The organism is Rhodopirellula sp. SH410 (assembly GCF_055811895.1).
Genome location: NZ_CM147949.1, coordinates 7,551,144 through 7,568,851 on the forward strand (window position 1 = coordinate 7,551,144; position 17,708 = coordinate 7,568,851).

A 17,708-nucleotide genomic window follows, 5' to 3' on the forward strand; every position below is an offset into this window, starting at 1 on the left:
AAAACTTGTGATTCACACTGGACTACGCTAGCCTATTGCTTGAAAATGATGTCATTCGCAAGCGATTTTCCCGTCTTTTCATCACGCCGCCCCCATTCTGCTGGCCAAGAGTCCATGTTTGCCTCCCGTCGACGCATGCTCCGCTATGCTCTGCCATTATCGCTGTTCGTCGCGACCCTGTTGACGTCGATCGCTCCCGCATCCACTGCGAGTGCGTACTCCGTCGACGATCCTGTGGTGCTCAAGATGGTCGAGGGCGGGATGGCTGGGATGCTGGCGAACGTGAAGGGCAAGCCATTTTACGATCTCGACAAGACGTATTCGGGCGGACACGGTGAGCTTTGTTTGGCGGGTTATGCCGTCATGAAGGTACATCATGACAAAAACAATCCGGTCGTGCGCCGCGGTGTCGACGCCGCCCTGTCGTTCCTGGGCATGCTCAGCAACACCCAACAGGCGAATTTCCTGGGCTCGGAGAACAAGACGCTGTACACGGTCTCCGCGGCGGTATTGGTGCTCGCCGAGGTGGACCGAAAAAAATATCGCCCGCAACTGAAACTGTACGAAAAATACCTGCGTCAGGACCGCGAGTCGCATGGCGGCTATTCCTACCCGGGCGACCGCAAAGGCGATGTGTCACAGACGCAGTATGCGGTGCTGGCGCTCTGGACACTCGATCGGGCAGGCATCGCGGTGGATTACAAAGGCATCCAAGCGACGATCGGTTGGTTACTGCGAGTTCAAGACCCCAGTGGTGGGTGGCCATACCTCGGGGAAGACCCCGGCAGCATGACACGCATCAAACAGGGCGGGCTGACCCCTTCGATGGCCGTTGCCGGCGGCAGTGCACTGATGATCGCCGCCGATATCATCGACGTCTGGGGCGAAGCGATGGCCGAAGGCAAGACCGGCATCGTGGGACTGCCTAAGTCCGTTAAATTGTTCCAAGAGGATTTGGTCGAAGATGAAACCTCATCGGATAAACCAGGCTACGACCCCGCCCCGATCCGCAAAGCCATCGATGACTGCCAGCGATACCTCAGCAGCAGCGGTAACTCGCCCGATCCCGGCAAAGTTCAATCAGCATGGCCGTACTACCAACTCTACACCCTGGAACGGTATGAGAGCTTCCGGGAAGTCATCATGGGTGATCAATACCGCGAAATGGCAGGTTGGTACGACATTGGAGTCAACTATCTGAAGTCAAAAGAAGACAAAGGAAGAGGTTGGCCGGGACAGTCTTACACGACGAGTTCTGTGTCGAGCTCGTTCGCGATGCTGTTCTTGATCCGGGGGACCAAGAAGGCGATCGAGCAGGAGGCAGAGGGTGCGTTAGCAGGTGGCCAGGGGCTGCCTGAGGACACCACGAAAATCCAGGTCGAAGGGTCTCAGATCAAGGGCGAAGCGGTCGCAGAATCGGTTACCGATCTCCTCGACATGCTCGACGGCGACGACCCCAGTGCGCTCGAGGGCAAATCGTTGCCCGAAGACATGAAACTCTCCGACGACCCCAAGACCCGCAAGGCGCAGATTGGACGACTCGAGCGGCTCGTGCGAGGTTCGTCGTCCTATCAAGCTCGCAGGGTTGCCGCACGAGTACTCGGCCAGAGCGATGAGATTCGCGTGGTGCCCTCGTTAATCTTTGCGCTCGATGATCCCGACACACGTGTCCGCACCTATGCTCGCGATGGCCTGCGTTTCATCAGCCGCAAGTTCGAAGGATATGACATGAAAATCGAACCGGGGAAACGGCAGGACTATGGCGAACTACGCAGGGCCCAGCGGGAGTGGCGGAACTGGTACTTGACGATGGACCCTGGCTATATTTTCCTCACGCAGTAGCCAGTCCAACCCATTTGCCAGCCGATACGTTCGGCCGGGAGCATTGGCGTTTCGCCCGGTCGGCAGCAGTCCCCCACCGGATGAACGAGTCGCGGGCCAGGCATCGTTGGATCTCAGCGAGGACGTTGCCACGCGACTGCGTGAGCACATTCTCGTGCCGCTGCGTGAGGTTCGCTGCGGTGCGATCGTCGGCAACCATGGGACGGGGAAATCGACGCTGCTGCGAGAACTCGCAGGACGACTCGAACTTGAAATGCCCGGCGGGGTCTGGGTGCAGCTGACCCAGAGCGATCACCTTCGCGAAATCCTGAGCAATGTCCGCACACTGACTCGGTGCCTGCGGTCGGTCGCCCCCGGCGGTGTGATCGTGATCGACGGCGCCGAACAGATCCCCGCCATTATTCGGCGTTGGATTGCCTGGCGTTGCCGGCGTCATCAACACTATGCCCTCGTGACCAGCCACCACGACATCGCTGGTTTTCAAACACTCTATCGCACCGCACTGTCGCCAGCCCTCATCGACGGACTGGTGCGTGAGCTACTACCTGAGACCGATCAGATTCCGCCTGCACTGCGTTCTCATTTGCAACGCCATCTGCAATCCGTCAATCTCGAGGAAGTCAGTAACCTGCGAGATTTGTGGGACGATCTCTACGAAGTCGCCGAGTCGTTTGAGCGTGATCATCATCCCGCGTAGCCTTTGGGACCCTCGCCGCTCGCGCGAGCAGGTCTACGCGTTGATAATTCCGCTGATGTCAATCTGGTACATCTGCCGACCGCCCGAATGAGGGGAATCGATGACGACGGATCGGCCATCGTTGCTAGTTCGCGGATGCGTGTCGCAACGCCATTCACCCTTATACGCCGGCGGTACCGGGAACTTGCCCAGCGACACGCGGCGGTTGGTGGGGACGTGATACAGGTACGGGTTTTGCTCCCGGTTTTTCCCCTGCGGATACGTGTCGTTGAGGATCCACTCGTTCTGCGTATGCGGCACGTAGGTGTTATGACCGTTGGTTGTCATCACGCCTTCACCGACGATCTGGGCGTCCTGGGTGAGATCTTTCAGAAGATAAAACTTCTCCGGCTGGCCGGCTGGCCTCGTCCACGCGCAGACATTCTGGGGATCACGCCAGATGAAGTGCGACGTGCGTCCGGAGGGGTCGAGGATGTATTTTTCGGTGCCGTCCATGTTGGCGGTAAACATTCTCGTCGAGAATCCGCCGACGGGCTGGGCGTCATCACCGGAGCCTTGATTGTCTCGCCAGCGGTGCAAGACAATGAATCTTGCACCGTCGGGGCTGACGAGGAGGTGATTGAAATAGTTCCACTTGTCCGCCAACGACTGGCCCTTGTAGTCAATTTTAGCGGCATCAGCGAGCGAGAAGATCAACTCCGTTTCGCCGGTTTCGATGTCCATTCTCCAAACGCCTGATTCCTCCGGAGCAAGCTGGTTCGAGCATGGATCGGGCAAGCCGACGTAGCCATATCCCGGTCGCATGCGTTGAATGCGTGCAAAATCCGCCGTGATCGCGTACTTGCCATCGGGACTCAGAGCATAGATCGGCCGCGGCAACGTGCGTTGCTTTTTCGTTTTCACATCGAGCAAACGACAGACGTACTGATCGCCTTGGCGGTCGTTCCATAGGACTTCCGTATCGGAGCCCGGGCGCCACTGCAGCATGCACGCCTGTTGCCAGCCCCAGGCATGACTGGTGCCCAGCGGGATCCACGTGTCATGGTCGTGCGTGTCGACCATGCCCACACCAATCGCATCGTCGGGCGTGGGAGTGCGGCCGCCAAAGTTGACTTCATTGGAGAGCACGAAGCGATTACTCGGGTCAAACTCGAGCTTGTCGTAGTAGCCAAACCAGTGGTCTCGGGGCCCCTGAGTCAACTGGCGAATGGGCGGCAATTCCGCGGACGAGTCGGCAAAGCCCGTCGCGCCAAATGCGGCCAGCGACGCCGTGGCGGCGAGCCCGCCGAGTACTTGCCGGCGGTTCGGTTGGGGTGCGGATGAATTTGCCGCACCGGACGTGGGGGATGTCATGGCGTCACCTGGAAAATCATGGTGTATTGAACGGTGTTTGATACCTGAGCGGCTAGGTAGAATACCACATGGTGGCCCCGCTCGCCTTCCAACTCCCCTCCTTCCAAAGCATCCCCCATGGCCGTTCGTCTCAGTGTTCTCGTGCTCCGTCCTCCCGGCGGTGGATCGACGTGGCATGCCCACAGCGACGATCTGCTCGGTCACCTGCTTGGTCGCCCAGGGCTCGACGTGACTTTGCTCGAGCGACTGCCCCGGGCCGCAGAAGATTCTACTGAGGCGCTCGCGCTGGAATCCATCGGCGGGCATGTCGCGTGCTTGGCATGGCAGGATCCCGACGAGGTGATGACCGATCTGGATCGCGCCGGTCGGCCCATGATACGTCGCCCGCATGCTGGCGATCCCGACTGCGAGGCGAGATCCGAGCCACCATTCGTATCGTCTTCCCCCCAGACCTCGACGCAGCATGGGCGAATGTACTTCTTCGACATGCGTCGCCTCGGTGGCGCCCAGGCCGTCCTCGGTGCGTTGCAAGGGTTGCTGCAGACGCTGCAAGTATCGACCTTTCAAATCGGATCCCCCTCGAAACCGGCCACCGCTCGGAAACCGGCCACCGCTCGGAAACCGGCCGCAGTGGCCGTGGACCGCACGCCCCGCCCCGTTTCGGATCGGCCCCAGCCCACACGCACCGACAGAGGTGCTGCCCCGTCCCAATCGGACGCACTCGACCGACTCGTCGATGAACTCGACGCTTTCGACAACTAGAATTAATTTTGCATTTTTGATTTTTGATTTTTGACTTTACCTTTTTCAATATTTCGTAGCGCGTCCCCCGTGAACCAACCCAACGACACCAACGCCCCCGCCAGCTCGCCACTGCCAACAGACGGCGAATCGATTGCTGATGACGCAAACGATGTCGTTCACAACCGTGACGACAACGGCCCCGTGGATGAGGGCCCCGTGGATGAGGGACCCGGATGTTTGCCGGCGATCGTCGCGGGCACGCTCCTCCTCGGCATCGCGGCGGCAGTCATCTGCGGCGTGACGACGTGGATCCTATTTCAAAAACGCTCTGAAATTGCCGTCCGCACGCTCCAGGGTTTTGTCCCCATGATTGAGCAGAGTCTGCTCGATCCCGACGACAAGGCAAAAGTGATCGAGCAGTTCGAGGGGCTGATCAAAGAGATCAGCGCACCGGATTACCCACCCACCCGCGCCGCGGCGATCATGCAGCGCGTCGTTCGGCTGCCGATCACGCACTGGGGTGAGCTCGATGCCATCGAAGTCAATGTCAAAGAAAATTTCGAGGCCCCCGAACGGGAACAAGCACTCACGGAACTGTCCCGTGTCCGCAGTGCGATTCAGACCAATCAGGCAACCGTATTTGATATCATCGACGTGGTCGAACCCGTCGTGGTCGTCAACGACACGACAGGCAGCCGTACACTGAAATCCAAATTGACGCCCGAGGATGTTCGCGAGGTCATTCTGCGAGCGAAAATCTTAGCAGACCGGGCCAGGATCGAGGACAAACGGTTCCCCCGCATCGAGATGTCCACGATCCTGCGTCAGGAAATCAAGATGGCCAAATCCGACGGCGGATTTTAGGCACTTTGTCATCACTGAGGATGCGGGTTGGGGGCAGGGGATCGTGTTAAAAATCTCCCAGCCGCCGGACACTTAACAAGGCCCACTCCCCCCCAAGACGAATAGAGGCCGCTGTGAACCTATACCCACAATACGGATTGATGCCTCGCTGGCCCGAAAACGGCGAGGGCTTCATCCACCCGGATGACGTGCCCGTGGTCAGTCGGCTGATCCCGAGCGAACGGGTGCTGCGGCGTGATTCGTTCGACTCTCGGTACTACCACTACCGGTACGGCACGTTTGCTTTTCGCTTGCTGCCGTGCATGTGGCTGCCGATCGTGGGCGAGGGCCTCGATATCGGTGACGATGTCGAAGCGATCGGCGTGGGGATGGAGCGAGACTTGTTCGTGGGCGTCATCACCGGCATGTATTACGTTCGCCGCAAAGGCCGCATCATGTATCGACTGCGGCGTGGCGAGCAAACGCAAAAGCGGCTCTACCTGCATGAGCACCTGCGTCTGTTGTCGGAGAAACAACGCATTCGGCCGGGTGAGATCGAGCATCCCACACCGACCTGGAATGGAGCCGGCGAGCGGATCACGGACTGGTAGGCAAGCGCGCGACGATCAAACACGCCGAGCCTCAGGGAGCGACCGAGGACGGAACCTCACTTCCGTTTTCATCGAATGCGCATGTCCTTAGATCGACTTTTCCCAGACAGTGGGATCCACGATCCGAACGAACCCTGCCCGGCGAACTGTTAACCTGCACGCACCAGAGAATATGCAACACATGCACACACTGGGCAACATGCGGCATCTGTACGCAGTCTCGTTTTTTTTCACAGGTTTCCTGTAGCTACCAGCCGATAACAACTAATGGCAGCATCGGATGTGCCGCATGGAATTTTAATGGCAACGGCGTCGACTATCGGCGCAGTCGCACTCAGGCCAGGGAAACGGCCTCTTTCCGTTCCCTTGGTGTCACGATACATTTCGTATCCGAACGAGATAGTGGCACCTCAATCTCATTGCCTGAGGTCGCTGACTATGACTATTGAAGCACTGCACACCGCATTTGGAATCGCGTTTACCTTCGTGTGGCTGATTGTCGGCCAGATCATCGTGGACGGGAATTGATTTCCACGCTGGCTGCCACACCCCACCGCCCCGATTGAACCGAGCAGGATGACGTGTGACGAAATCCCCTCCCACACCGTCCCATCCCGATTCGACCCCATCACCTGAAAACGGGTTCCAGCTCGTTTTGATGCGGCATGCCAAGAGCGATTGGTCGGGTGAAGACCTATCGGATCATGATCGCCCGCTGAACAAGCGAGGATTGCGGGACGCACCGAAGATGGCGCGTTGGATCGGGGAGTCGGGGCTGCTACCCAGCCTCATCCTCTGTTCTTCCGCAACGCGGACGCAGCAGACGGCAGCCCTGATGCAGTCGTACTGGGAGAACACGAAGCTTGAAAAGGCGACTCTGCACATCATCCCAGAACTCTATCTCGCGACCGCCGAAACAATTTTAGAGATCATCGGTACGGATTCCGAAAAAGGGCCCGCCCCCCGCGAGTCATCTCGCTCTGGTACTGACCGGGCAACGCCCCGAGAGGGCCAAACCTCTCTTTGGAGCCCCCGCACCGTATTGGTGCTGGCACACAACCCCGGCATCAGTTACGCCGCGTCAGCCCTGCTAGGACAGGCGATCGGGCTGAGCACAGCCGCCGTGGTGGCCCTGCGATGCGACGTCCCGGACTGGTCGACGCCCCTGACGGCAGATAACACGCAGTGCGTGGCTGAGATGAAGCCCAAGTCACTCGATCACGATCACCGGCTCAAGTCATGAACTTGGTTTGGGTTTGTTTGGCGCTGATCGCACATTTTGGCTTGCGGCTTTCGGCTTACAACCGCCTGAATTCGCTGGGGTGGCCTCGGCGCCGGATCAAACGTATTGAAAAGCTCATGTTTCTAGAAACATGGCTAACCCCTGGGGTGATCGGGCTGGTTTGGGCAAGATCGTTTGGCTCGATGGTCACGGGCAATTTCGTCTGGGACGAGTTGCCATGGGCAGTGCGTGCCTACGGTGTACTATGCTTGATCCTGGGTGGCATTATGTTCACGTTATGGCTAGCGTGGCGGCCTCTCCTTGGCTTCCAGCACGCGCGGGTCACGCGATCGAGTCGTGTCGAGCGAGCTTCGCGACAGGACATCGAGCAGTTTGCCAGAACCCGAAAGTGTCGCTGGTCAGCACGCATCCCCGGCAACCAGTTTCTGGATGTGGCGATCGAGAGCATCGACGTTCCATTCGCCCGTCTGCCGCGAGAACTGGATGGATACCGGATCGCCCAATTATCCGACATCCATTTAACGGGGCATCTGAATCCGGCCTACATGGCCAGGGTGATCGATCGAGCGTTGGAGTTCCGCCCCGAAATGTTTGCCTTGACGGGCGACATCGTGGACGCCCCAGAATGCGTGTCGTGGTTGCCGGCGATGTTTGGCCCCGCGGTGGCGCCCGATGGCAGCTTTTTCATTTTGGGCAACCATGACACGCGAATCTCCGATCCGTCCACAGTGCGACAGCAGATGGCGGCGGCGGGTTGGACCGACCTGGGCGGTCGCTGCCAACGGCACCCTCTACGTGGTGTCGACGTTGCCTTGTCGGGCAATGAATGGCCATGGTTTGAGCGTCCCTCACCCGAGGAGATGATCGCCATGGAGGAGGAGGCGGACGCTCCGCTGAAAATCTGTTTGAGCCATAGCCCCGATCAGTATGACTGGGCGCGGCGGCATCAGATCGACTTGCTGATGTGTGGGCATACCCATGGCGGGCAGGGCCAGTTGCCGCTGGCCGGTCCGATCCTCAGCCCGAGCTGGCACGGGTCTCGCTGGGCGTCGGGTGATTTTTATCGCGCACCGACCACGATGCACGTCTCACGCGGTCTTGGCGGCGTGCATTTGCTGCGTCTCAACTGCCGGCCGGAATTGTCGCTACTGACGCTCAGGTGCTGCTGAACGATTTTTCCGCTGGCATGGAAATGGGGTGGACAGCCGCAGGCAAATTACCGATCGCTCGCGCCCGACGTCAGGCTCTGCGCGACCGCGGCGGTGAGTTGAGCGAAGGTCTCGGCGGTGTAGCTCTTCTCCGCTGCGACACGCCGCAACGCGTCGTTCATTTCAAACGCGATGCCGGGGGGCAGCGCCACCGACGCGAAGGCATCCTTGGCAGGAATACCGAAGAGATTGAATTTATCAGCATCGACATCCAGCACGCGGTTTTCGTGCAAGTTCGGCGGCAACAACGTGATCGTCGTGTCAACCATTTTCATCTGCGACGGCTTGGGTGCCACATGGGGTGACGGGTCGAGCAGCCAGACGAGTGTTCCCACATTGCCATTTTCGGGGAAGACCCAAATGTAGTGTCGCACGACCATCTCGCGGTGCTCGCCGGCACGCAGGACGATTGCCGGAGCGTCGATGAGCATACTATTGCTCGTTCTCGCAACCTGCTGCACGCGAGCCAGGGACGCGACGTTGCTTTCGAGCACACCGCGACCGATCAACGAGAGCCCGCTGCCCAGCTCACGCTCGGCATCCGGCGTGACAACGGTATTCTTGCCGTCGATTTGCATTGAAAAACCAACGGCGACCTTGTCGAGTTCGTATTTGCCCTCGGCATTTTGAACAGTATTCGCCAGCATCATGAGATTGAACAACTCCGCGTAGTGGCGGACGGTTTCCGATATCGTGGTCGCATCGCCGCTGGTGAGCTTGACTTGGACGAAGGAGATCAGGTTGGACCAACCGACTGGCCGGCCATCCTTCAAGCGGGTTCCTGCCGGGATCAGCGCCACCGGCTTGCGTTGAAAATCAAATCGCGCCACGTCGGCCGCTGCCACCTGCTCGGCATGAACGATTGGCGCGTGCGAGAGCAAACAAATCGCAGCGAAAAAGAGGGCGATTGCCCAGAATCGCGGAACGATCCACGACACTAATTTCCCCTGTGATCTGAGCAGGCATATCGGATCGGCAGCAGTCCATCGCATGAGGTCGAGCAGAAATAGGCGGAGAGATAAAAAGAGGGCGACACACGCTGTTGTACCAAACAGAGGACGACCGACTCCATGCCTTAATACCACTGCATTGCGTAGTCTTGAAATCTCTTGATCGCCAGCTCTCCTGCGGCGGGATCACTTAGATAGTGGGCCCACCGAGACTGCCCGGCGGCAAGCTTTCGATACAGCAGGGTGTTGCAGTACTGGTAGCGATGCCAACTCCACGGCGTGTCTCGTGCGTAGGCCTCGATCTGACGCTGACGCTCGGCCAACATCGCACACACGCCGTCGCGAACCATCTCGTCCGGGTGATCGACCAGATCCAAGAGCGGAAAAATGCCTTCATCATCGATTGGTTTGACCGCAATCATGACCGATGGTGCGAGGTGGCCGCCCGCGACCTCGCTCACGTTATATCGGTGGGCAACGTAATCTACGGGGAACAAACAATAGAGGACCACGGCCAGTGAAAACGCGATCAATTGAGACTCGATCAACCACCGCAACGAGTGACGCTGCAGGATTTTGACGATCACGAGCGCAAAGCCCACCAATACCAAAGTGATACCGAAAAACCCGATGGTCCGCATCCGAGTCATCCCGTTGTAGCCGACATAGATCGACAAGCGGTTGTAAACCGCGATGGCGAGCAACAGGTTCATCGCCGACCAAATCCAAGCAAACATCCGCAGCCGCCCAATGCGTGGGTCACGAAACATGGCATCGTGAAAAACCATCGACAGCGTGAACGTGGCCAGCGCGAGTGCGACCGTCAACCACGCTGCGCCTTGGTGCGCGTAACCGGCGTAGTAAAAACCTATTGGGAACTCACGTCGCCACAGCGTCGTGAACTCAAACACGAGATAGGCGGCAAATAATCCGATCAGCGCGATTAGCATATTACGAAAAGGAGCATACAGCGGGCTTGCGTCAACAGCGTTCGCCCCGTCTGCCGGCGTCACGATCTGATCCGGCTCTCGATCCCCGATCAGACGTCTGACCAGGTTACCGGCTCCCGGCGTGAGAGGACGCAGCAACCCCGCCCCGACGAAGAACGCCAGCACACAGAACGGCAGTTCCCAGAAGGAGACGTCGGAGAAGAAGTCACCAATCCGCGCAAACGCATCGCGGATCGAGCCGGAAACTCGCTCGACCAAATCCGGGTTCGCCAAAATAAAGATGCCGCCGAACAAGCCCACCGCGAGCACTGGGAAGAGCACCGACAACCACACCGATCGCGACGGCGTGAGTCGGCTGGAAATGGAGACGCTCTGCAATTGGGGCAACCGTTCAGCACCCAGAAAAGGTGAGAAGACGATCGTCGTGATCGTTCGCAGGAGCGTCGGCAGCCACCCTGCGAGCGCCAGCACAAACGCCACGAAAGCGAACGCCGCAACGAACGATAGCGAAATCGATCCCTCCCAACCTAAGCGAATGATCGCCAGCACAAGCAGCGATCCAGCAACGGCGGCGGCGATTCCAAGAGGCGTTCGCGTCTGCCCGTCAACCTGCCTGGCGCGCAGCACATGGACGACCGCGACGCCGACGAGAGCCACTGCAAAGAAGGCTGATACCGCGAAGAAACCGCGACCGCGAAAGATCAACAGGTCAGCGGCCACCGTCCACACCACGACCACTGCGACCTCGGCAGCGATCGCCCACACTCGGTCGGCGCCACCAGCGGCCGCAACGGACTGAGGAACCGTCGGTGCGTCTGCTTCAGAAACATTTGCGTCATGAGACATTGCAGGTGGCCACTGAGAGGTGAAAAGATGGCAAACAAGAGGCTACTTATCCTACACCGGATGGACGATTCGATTCCACAAAGAGGTCTCCCGGCCAGTTCCTGCCGCCTCGGGGCCGTCGTCTCGAGGGCGCCGACCGGTCTCTAAAATCCGTCCCGAGCAAGACGCTGGCCCGCCCCTGGCGGGAACAAAGCGAATAACTGCACGTCCTTTCCGCAGAGCCTGCATTCTTCCGTGTTCGCACCCATTGCCTGACCAAAATGAAAAAAATCAACCGCCCGCTCGCCCTAAAAGCAACTTTCGGCGATGTATTTCGACCTGGGGGGCGACGGCTGGGCTTGTGGCGATTTTTGGGCTTCCATATCATGCCGCATTGACTTTCCCGCCTGTTGTTGTGGTTTTGGCCCCAACCGCGACCCTTTCCTGCGTCTCTCCGGTGCCCGGATCCCCTGCTTTGTTACCACCCTTGGAAACCTCTTACATCGAAAAAGCCAACGAATTCCTGATCGGCGCGCCCGTGGGGATGGTGTCGGAGTGGAATGCGATGTTGCCATCGTGGGACACCCTGATCGCTCAGGCAGTGCTACTCGCCCAAGACGGTGTGGCGGGCGGAGCGAAGCCGATAGGTCCGCAAAATATCTGGGAAGCTTTTTTTTCCTCGCCACTTCCGCTGATCGCTGGACTGGCGATGATTTGGTACGTGACGTGGTTCCTACCGGAAAAACGCAAGCGTCAGAACGAAGCCAGTCTACTGGCGTCGCTGACCAAAAATGATCGCGTGGTCACGATCGGTGGACTGCACGGGACCGTTGTCTCAGCAGCAGCAGATAGTGATGTGATCACACTGAAAATTGACGAAGCGGGATCGACCCGTGTCAAAGTCAACCGCACGGCCATCTCGGCCATTACCGAACACGCCAAAGGCAAACCGCTCGGAAAAGACGGCCAGCCCGGCGCCGAAAATAAGCCCGGTAAAGACTCCCGCGGCGAATCCCCGTCTAAAAACGCGTCCGCCGAGGAGTCGTCGGACTAGCCGTTTTTCTTGTTCTCAATAACCGTCTTTCGAAAAATCACGATGGATCTTCTTTCCTCTCGCCTCGACTGTGTCGTCTCCTCCGCAATTACTTGCGTGTGGGACACTTCGGCCAGTCTCACGGCAATGTTCGCACAAACGGATTCCGCTGTGGCGGGCGAATTCTCCCAGGGCATGAACACCCAAAGGTGGGTGGCACTGCTCGTCGCGGCCGCTGTTCTGATCCTACCCTTTGTGTTGGGCGGTCGCCTGGCCAAATCCCTCAAGATGCCGGGTTACGGGACGCGGTTTGGCTTCATCCTGGTCGCCATTATCGGCAGCGGCGTGACCCTGTGGAACCGGATGCCGGGTCTCGGTGTCGACCTCCAAGGCGGCACGATCCTCGTCTACGAGATCGACCCTAAAAAACAGGCCGAACTGAAAGAGAACAACTCGCCCATCACCAGCCAAGACCTCGTTGAACCGCTCACACAGCGGATCAACCCGTCGGGCACACAGGAAATCGTGATTCGCCCCTATGGTGAGTCACAGATCGAAATCATCGTCCCAGCTGTGGACGATCGCGAAGTCGCGCGAATCAAAAAACTGATCGAAGAAGCCGGGGTCTTGCGGTTCGCGATTCTGGCCAATGACCTCGACCACGCTGCGATCATCACCCAGGCCGTTGAACAATCCGAATCGGCGGACCCGGTCGCTGCCACGTCCGTCCAAGTCGGCGATATCGATGATGGCCTGTACGGACGCTGGGTCAAACTGGGGCGGGAATCCAAGACGATTGACGGCGTGCGGGCGATGCGAATGTCCACGCGGGGAATGACCATTCGCAACCCTAACAATGGCGCAATCCTCCAAATCCCAGGCAATTTGCCCGGCACGGACGGGGAAACCGAAGAAGTCCGAGTTGCAAAGTGGCTCCAGACGCAGCCATTCTCGGAGATCGAGGTGCTGATGATCATCAACCCGCTGCTGGACATCCAGGGCGGCGACCTCTCCTATTCGGCGAGCACCTTTGATGAGCACGGTGGCCCCGCCGTCGCGTTCAATTTGACCGATCTTGGCTCCGGTCGATTCCGCGCCCTGACACAGAACAACTCACCCGAAGGGACGCACAAGCGACAGCTCGGCATCATTCTCGATGACACGCTGTTGTCGGCTCCGAATATTCTGCAGGCGATCTCCAAAGAAGGCCGCATTACCGGCAACTTCACCCGCGAAGAGGTCGATGGCCTCGTCCAGATCCTGAAAGCGGGTCAGTTGCCTACCACGGTGACGAAGCAACCCATCGCGGAAAACCAAATTGACGCCACACTCGGTGCTGACACGATCGAGAAGGGCGTGTTTGCCATCGAATTGTCATTCGGCTTGGTGCTGATTTTCATCCTGTTCTATTACCGGTTCGCAGGTGTCGTGGCCTGTATCGCCCTGATCATGAACCTGATGCTGATCCTGGCCACGATGGTCTTCATCAATCAACCGATGACGCTGCCAGGACTGGCTGGCTTGGTGCTCACCGTCGGGATGTCCGTGGACGCGAATGTGCTGATTTTTGAACGCATTCGCGAAGAGTTGAAAAAGGGTGCGAAAGACCGGATGGCGATCCGCAACGGTTTCGCACGTGCGACGACTACGATTGTCGATGCGAACCTGACAACATTGATTACGGCATTCGTGCTGTATGCGATCGGCACGGACCAGATCCGCGGATTCGCCGTCACGCTGATCCTCGGCATCGTGTTCTCCATGTTCACAGCGATCTACGTTTCGCGAACCCTCTTTGACCTGGCCGAACGACGTGGCTGGCTTTCGCTTTCGATGGCCGACACGGTCAACTCGATGCGTGCCGCGATATCGGGTGGCGGTGAAATCAATTTCATGGGCATCGGCCGGGTGATGCTGCTGGTTTCCGTTGTGTTCGTGATCGCGGGCTTCCTCGCTCTCTATGAGCGAGGCCGCGGGATCCTGGACATCGACTTTGCCGGCGGATCCTCGGTGCAGTTCCGCGTGGACGCCCCCACTGAAACCGACGAAGTGCGACAGATCATGACCGAAGCGTTCGCCGACAATGGCGAAGAGCAAGTTCAGTTCACCGTCAACGGTGTCAGCATGGACGGCGTCCCCGAGAACACCGTCTTCAAAGTCGACTCGTCCGTCGATGATGTCGACCTGCTGAAGCGAGCGATCGTCGAAGGTTTCGCTAAACACCAAACGGTTGGCTTGTCGACCTACAAAATCGACATCACCCCAGCGGACATCGGGTCGGAAACGCAAACCGAAGCGACTCAACCGGCCGCGGAAACAACAGGCGCCGCCGCGACACCAAGCGTCAGCGACCAATCGCGATACGAACGCTCTGACAATGGCGTCATGTTGACGGCATTCCAAGCCAGCGACGAATCCGCCAGCGACGAATCCGCCAGCGACGAATCCGCCAGCGACGAATCCGCCAGCGAACCAACGGCCACCGATGAGCCGAGTGCAGACAAGTCCACACCTGATACCGATGCTGCCACAGCCGACCCCGCCGCCACCGCGACGGAACCAGAGATGCGTGATGTCAAAGTGCCCGGCTACGCCTACAGCACCTCGGATATCTCACTTGGAATTGAAGGCAGCGAAAAAGAGGCCGGGATCAACGAAGATGGTTTGATGGCCGCCCTCCAACAGGCAGCCACAACCGCGAAGGTGCCGCTGAACGAACGCGGCGTGCGACTGCATCCGATCGGTGAGAACACCGAAGAATGGTCCAACGGATCAGCATTGCCCTACGCCAACTGGCGAGTTCAACTGCCGCTCTCGGGCGACAAGGCCATTGCCGTCATGAAACAACTCGAAGAGACCCTCGGCAGCGATCCCGTCTGGATCAGCAGCAGCAGCGTGGGTGCCCGCGTCGCGGGTGACATGGTCGGTCGCGCCCTGGGAGCACTCTTTGCCTCACTGTTGTGCATCATCGGCTATATCTGGTTCCGATTCCAACGCGTCGTCTACGGCGTCGCCGCGGTCGTGGCCCTGCTGCACGACGTTATCATCACACTCGGTGCGATCGCCGTCAGCTTCTGGCTCGCCAATGTATTCGGGTTCCTGCTGATCGATCCGTTCAAAATCTCGCTGACCGTCGTCGCCGCACTGCTCACGATTGTAGGTTACTCGCTCAACGATACGATCGTCGTGTTTGACCGGATTCGTGAAACCAAGGGCAAGGCACCACGACTGACCAAGGAAATGATCAACTCCAGCATCAATGACACCCTCAGCCGTACATTGCTGACCTCATTGACCACGCTGATCGTCGTCCTGTTGCTCTACACGATGGGTGGCGAGGGCATCCACGCATTCGCGTTCGCCCTTGTCGTCGGCGTGCTGGTCGGTACGTACAGCTCAATCTTCGTCGCTAGCCCCGTGCTATTATTCTTGGTCAACCGCCAGGACAGGAAAGAGGCGATTGCGAAGTCATGACGTACCCACGCGTCGCCAGCCTCAAGAGTAGCGAGGCTTTTCAACGCCATCTATCAGAGTCCGGAATTGAAATGCCCTTCACCGACAATGTCGGCGAGGGGCCCGATTCACCGCTCGGCCAGCCTTTACAGGCCCACGGGCAAGCAATCGGAAATCGATTCTGCATTCTGCCGATGGAAGGCTGGGACGGGACCACCGACGGCAAACCGACGGAACTGACGCGGCGGCGATGGCGGAACTTTGGGCTCAGCGGAGCCAAGCTAATCTGGGGTGGCGAAGCGGTTGCGGTGCGACGTGACGGACGCGCCAACCCGAATCAACTGATGATCAACGAGGCGAACCTCCGCGACATCGCCGACCTGAGAGAGCACCTCGTTGACGCTCACTCGGAACAGTTTGAGTCCACCGACGATCTGATGGTCGGGATTCAGCTCACACACTCCGGACGATACGCCCGCCCCAACGAAAAAAAGACGCCCGAGCCCCGAGTCCCCCAACGCAATCGGGTACTCGATCGCCGCGTCGGTGTGACAGACGACTCCGCGATCCTGTCCGACGATGAGCTCAGCAGCTTGATCGACGATTTCATCGTCGCTGCGGTGGCTGCCGAGCGGGCGGGGTTTACTTTTGTTGATATCAAACACTGCCACGGCTACCTCGGCCATGAATTGCTCGCCGCCGTCGATCGACCAGGCCGGTACGGCGGCAGCTTTGAGAATCGCACGCGGTTCCTACGCGACATCGTCTCCGGCATTCGAGGCGCGACCCAACAGATGCACGTGGGGGTGCGGCTGAGCGTTTTCGATTTTGTGCCGTACTGCCCGGGCGACGACAACATCGGCATCCCAGAACCGGACAGCGAGACAAAGAAGATCTTTGGGGCGACATCCGACGGCGCGGGGATCGACCTGACGGAACCGTCTCGCCTGATTGAACTGATGCACGAGATCGGCATCCGCATGGTGTGCACGACCGCCGGCAGCCCCTACTACAATCCGCACATCCAACGCCCCGCTTTCTTTCCACCGAGCGATGGGTATCAGCCGCCCGAAGATCCACTTGCGGGCGTTGCCCGGCAGATCGCAGCGGTGGCGGAACTGAAACAACAGCATCCCGAAATGATCTTCATTGGATCTGGGTACACGTATTTGCAAGACTACCTGCCGCAAGTCGGCCAAGCGGTGGTCGAGCAAAACAAGGCGGATTCGATTGGGCTCGGGCGCATGGTGCTCTCGTACCCCGAATTACCCGCCGACGTGATTGCTGGCCGCGATTGGCAGCGAAAGAAAGTCTGCCGCACATTCAGCGACTGCACCACAGCGCCCCGCGAAGGAATCGTCAGCGGCTGCTATCCGCTCGACCCGTTCTACAAAAAACGCCCTGAGCGAGAACTGCTCAAAGCGGCTAAGGCGAAGCTGAAGTCGTAGGCACAATCCAAACGCCCAACGACTCCTTTAACAAGCGATCGCGGTGCATCCAGGATCGATCGCGGCCAAAGCTCAAATCGATTACGGACAATTTGCCGGCTTACGCAATAAAACCGGGCCATCCAACGGAAGCGTGCGCCGGAGGTCCTGGAGGCATGCCTCAAGCATCCAATGATTTCTTTGTGGGATTGGATTTCAGCGACAGACGGGGGCTACCGGGAAAAACGGAGCGAAGCTCTGCAGAGGTGCGGGCTTGGCCAGGAATATCCCGGTCGATGGTACGCCAATGGTGTTGCCAGTCCCTACCGAACATTCGTTCGACAGGGACGCTTCTTTGAAAACATATTGGAAACTGGAGCTAAGCAGATGCGCCTAAGTTCAGGGACAGAATCTCGAGATTAGCCCTAAAACCTCCGTCTCGTCGGCGCACACGTCTCTTCATCCCTGAAAGTAGGCGTCGCTCCGCTGCACACGAGCGGTATCACCACAAACAAGACCGTGATCTTTT

The 17,708-nt window shown here is 58.7% G+C and carries 13 protein-coding genes; 10 read left to right on the forward strand and 3 right to left on the reverse strand.

The window, feature by feature from the left end:
- Window positions 1-45: 45 nt before the first annotated feature.
- Both SH410x_RS27660 and SH410x_RS27665 read left to right on the forward strand, forming a co-directional pair.
- Window positions 46-1,842, forward strand: coding sequence for a hypothetical protein (locus SH410x_RS27660; RefSeq protein WP_473672731.1), 1,797 nt, complete (start codon window positions 46-48; stop codon window positions 1,840-1,842).
- Between the two features lie 43 nt (window positions 1,843-1,885).
- Window positions 1,886-2,539, forward strand: coding sequence for a P-loop NTPase family protein (locus SH410x_RS27665; RefSeq protein ID WP_473672733.1), 654 nt, complete (start codon window positions 1,886-1,888; stop codon window positions 2,537-2,539).
- Between the two features lie 33 nt (window positions 2,540-2,572).
- Here the strand turns inward: SH410x_RS27665 and SH410x_RS27670 are convergent, their stop codons facing one another.
- The gene (locus SH410x_RS27670) at window positions 2,573-3,892 is read right to left on the reverse strand and encodes a hypothetical protein (RefSeq protein ID WP_473672735.1); all 1,320 of its coding nucleotides are present in this window, start codon (window positions 3,890-3,892) and stop codon (window positions 2,573-2,575) included.
- A gap of 117 nt (window positions 3,893-4,009) precedes the next feature.
- On the opposite strand from SH410x_RS27670, the gene SH410x_RS27675 reads away from it, so the two are divergent.
- From SH410x_RS27675 to SH410x_RS27695, 5 genes are all read left to right on the forward strand, one after another.
- Window positions 4,010-4,654 carry a hypothetical protein gene (locus SH410x_RS27675; protein WP_473672737.1) on the forward strand — a complete coding sequence of 215 codons (645 nt, stop codon included), beginning with the start codon at window positions 4,010-4,012 and terminating at the stop codon, window positions 4,652-4,654.
- Window positions 4,655-4,723: 69 nt separating this feature from the next.
- Window positions 4,724-5,500, forward strand: a complete 777-nt coding sequence (locus tag SH410x_RS27680) for a hypothetical protein (RefSeq protein WP_473672738.1) — start codon at window positions 4,724-4,726, stop codon at window positions 5,498-5,500.
- A gap of 113 nt (window positions 5,501-5,613) precedes the next feature.
- Window positions 5,614-6,090: a DUF6960 family protein gene (locus SH410x_RS27685; RefSeq protein WP_473672739.1), complete on the forward strand. Its 477-nt coding sequence runs from the start codon at window positions 5,614-5,616 to the stop codon at window positions 6,088-6,090.
- Between the two features lie 583 nt (window positions 6,091-6,673).
- Window positions 6,674-7,333, forward strand: coding sequence for a SixA phosphatase family protein (locus SH410x_RS27690; protein WP_473672741.1), 660 nt, complete (start codon window positions 6,674-6,676; stop codon window positions 7,331-7,333).
- Entirely contained in the window at window positions 7,330-8,502 is a 1,173-nt protein-coding gene (locus SH410x_RS27695; RefSeq protein ID WP_473672743.1) for a metallophosphoesterase, read from the forward strand. Before SH410x_RS27690 ends, SH410x_RS27695 begins: the two co-directional genes overlap by 4 nt.
- Window positions 8,503-8,549: 47 nt before the next feature.
- Here SH410x_RS27695 and SH410x_RS27700 read toward each other — a convergent pair whose 3' ends face one another.
- Together SH410x_RS27700 and SH410x_RS27705 are read right to left on the reverse strand one after the other, a co-directional pair.
- Entirely contained in the window at window positions 8,550-9,533 is a 984-nt protein-coding gene (locus SH410x_RS27700; RefSeq protein WP_473672744.1) for a pyruvate kinase, read from the reverse strand.
- Window positions 9,534-9,616: 83 nt separating this feature from the next.
- The gene (locus tag SH410x_RS27705) at window positions 9,617-11,287 is read right to left on the reverse strand and encodes a DUF4153 domain-containing protein (RefSeq protein WP_473672746.1); all 1,671 of its coding nucleotides are present in this window, start codon (window positions 11,285-11,287) and stop codon (window positions 9,617-9,619) included.
- A 466-nt stretch (window positions 11,288-11,753) separates the two neighbouring features.
- Between SH410x_RS27705 and yajC the strand changes: the two genes are divergently transcribed.
- Genes yajC through SH410x_RS27720 form a run of 3 tightly spaced genes read left to right on the forward strand, consistent with a single transcriptional unit; the run spans window position 11,754 to window position 17,200 of the window.
- Window positions 11,754-12,320 carry a preprotein translocase subunit YajC gene (gene yajC, locus SH410x_RS27710; RefSeq protein WP_473672748.1) on the forward strand — a complete coding sequence of 189 codons (567 nt, stop codon included), beginning with the start codon at window positions 11,754-11,756 and terminating at the stop codon, window positions 12,318-12,320.
- Between the two features lie 42 nt (window positions 12,321-12,362).
- Window positions 12,363-15,773 (forward strand): protein translocase subunit SecD, encoded by a 3,411-nt coding sequence (gene secD / locus SH410x_RS27715; RefSeq protein WP_473672750.1) that lies wholly within the window; start codon window positions 12,363-12,365, stop codon window positions 15,771-15,773.
- Window positions 15,770-17,200, forward strand: coding sequence for an oxidoreductase (locus SH410x_RS27720; RefSeq protein ID WP_473672752.1), 1,431 nt, complete (start codon window positions 15,770-15,772; stop codon window positions 17,198-17,200). Before secD ends, SH410x_RS27720 begins: the two co-directional genes overlap by 4 nt.
- Window positions 17,201-17,708 lie beyond the last annotated feature (508 nt).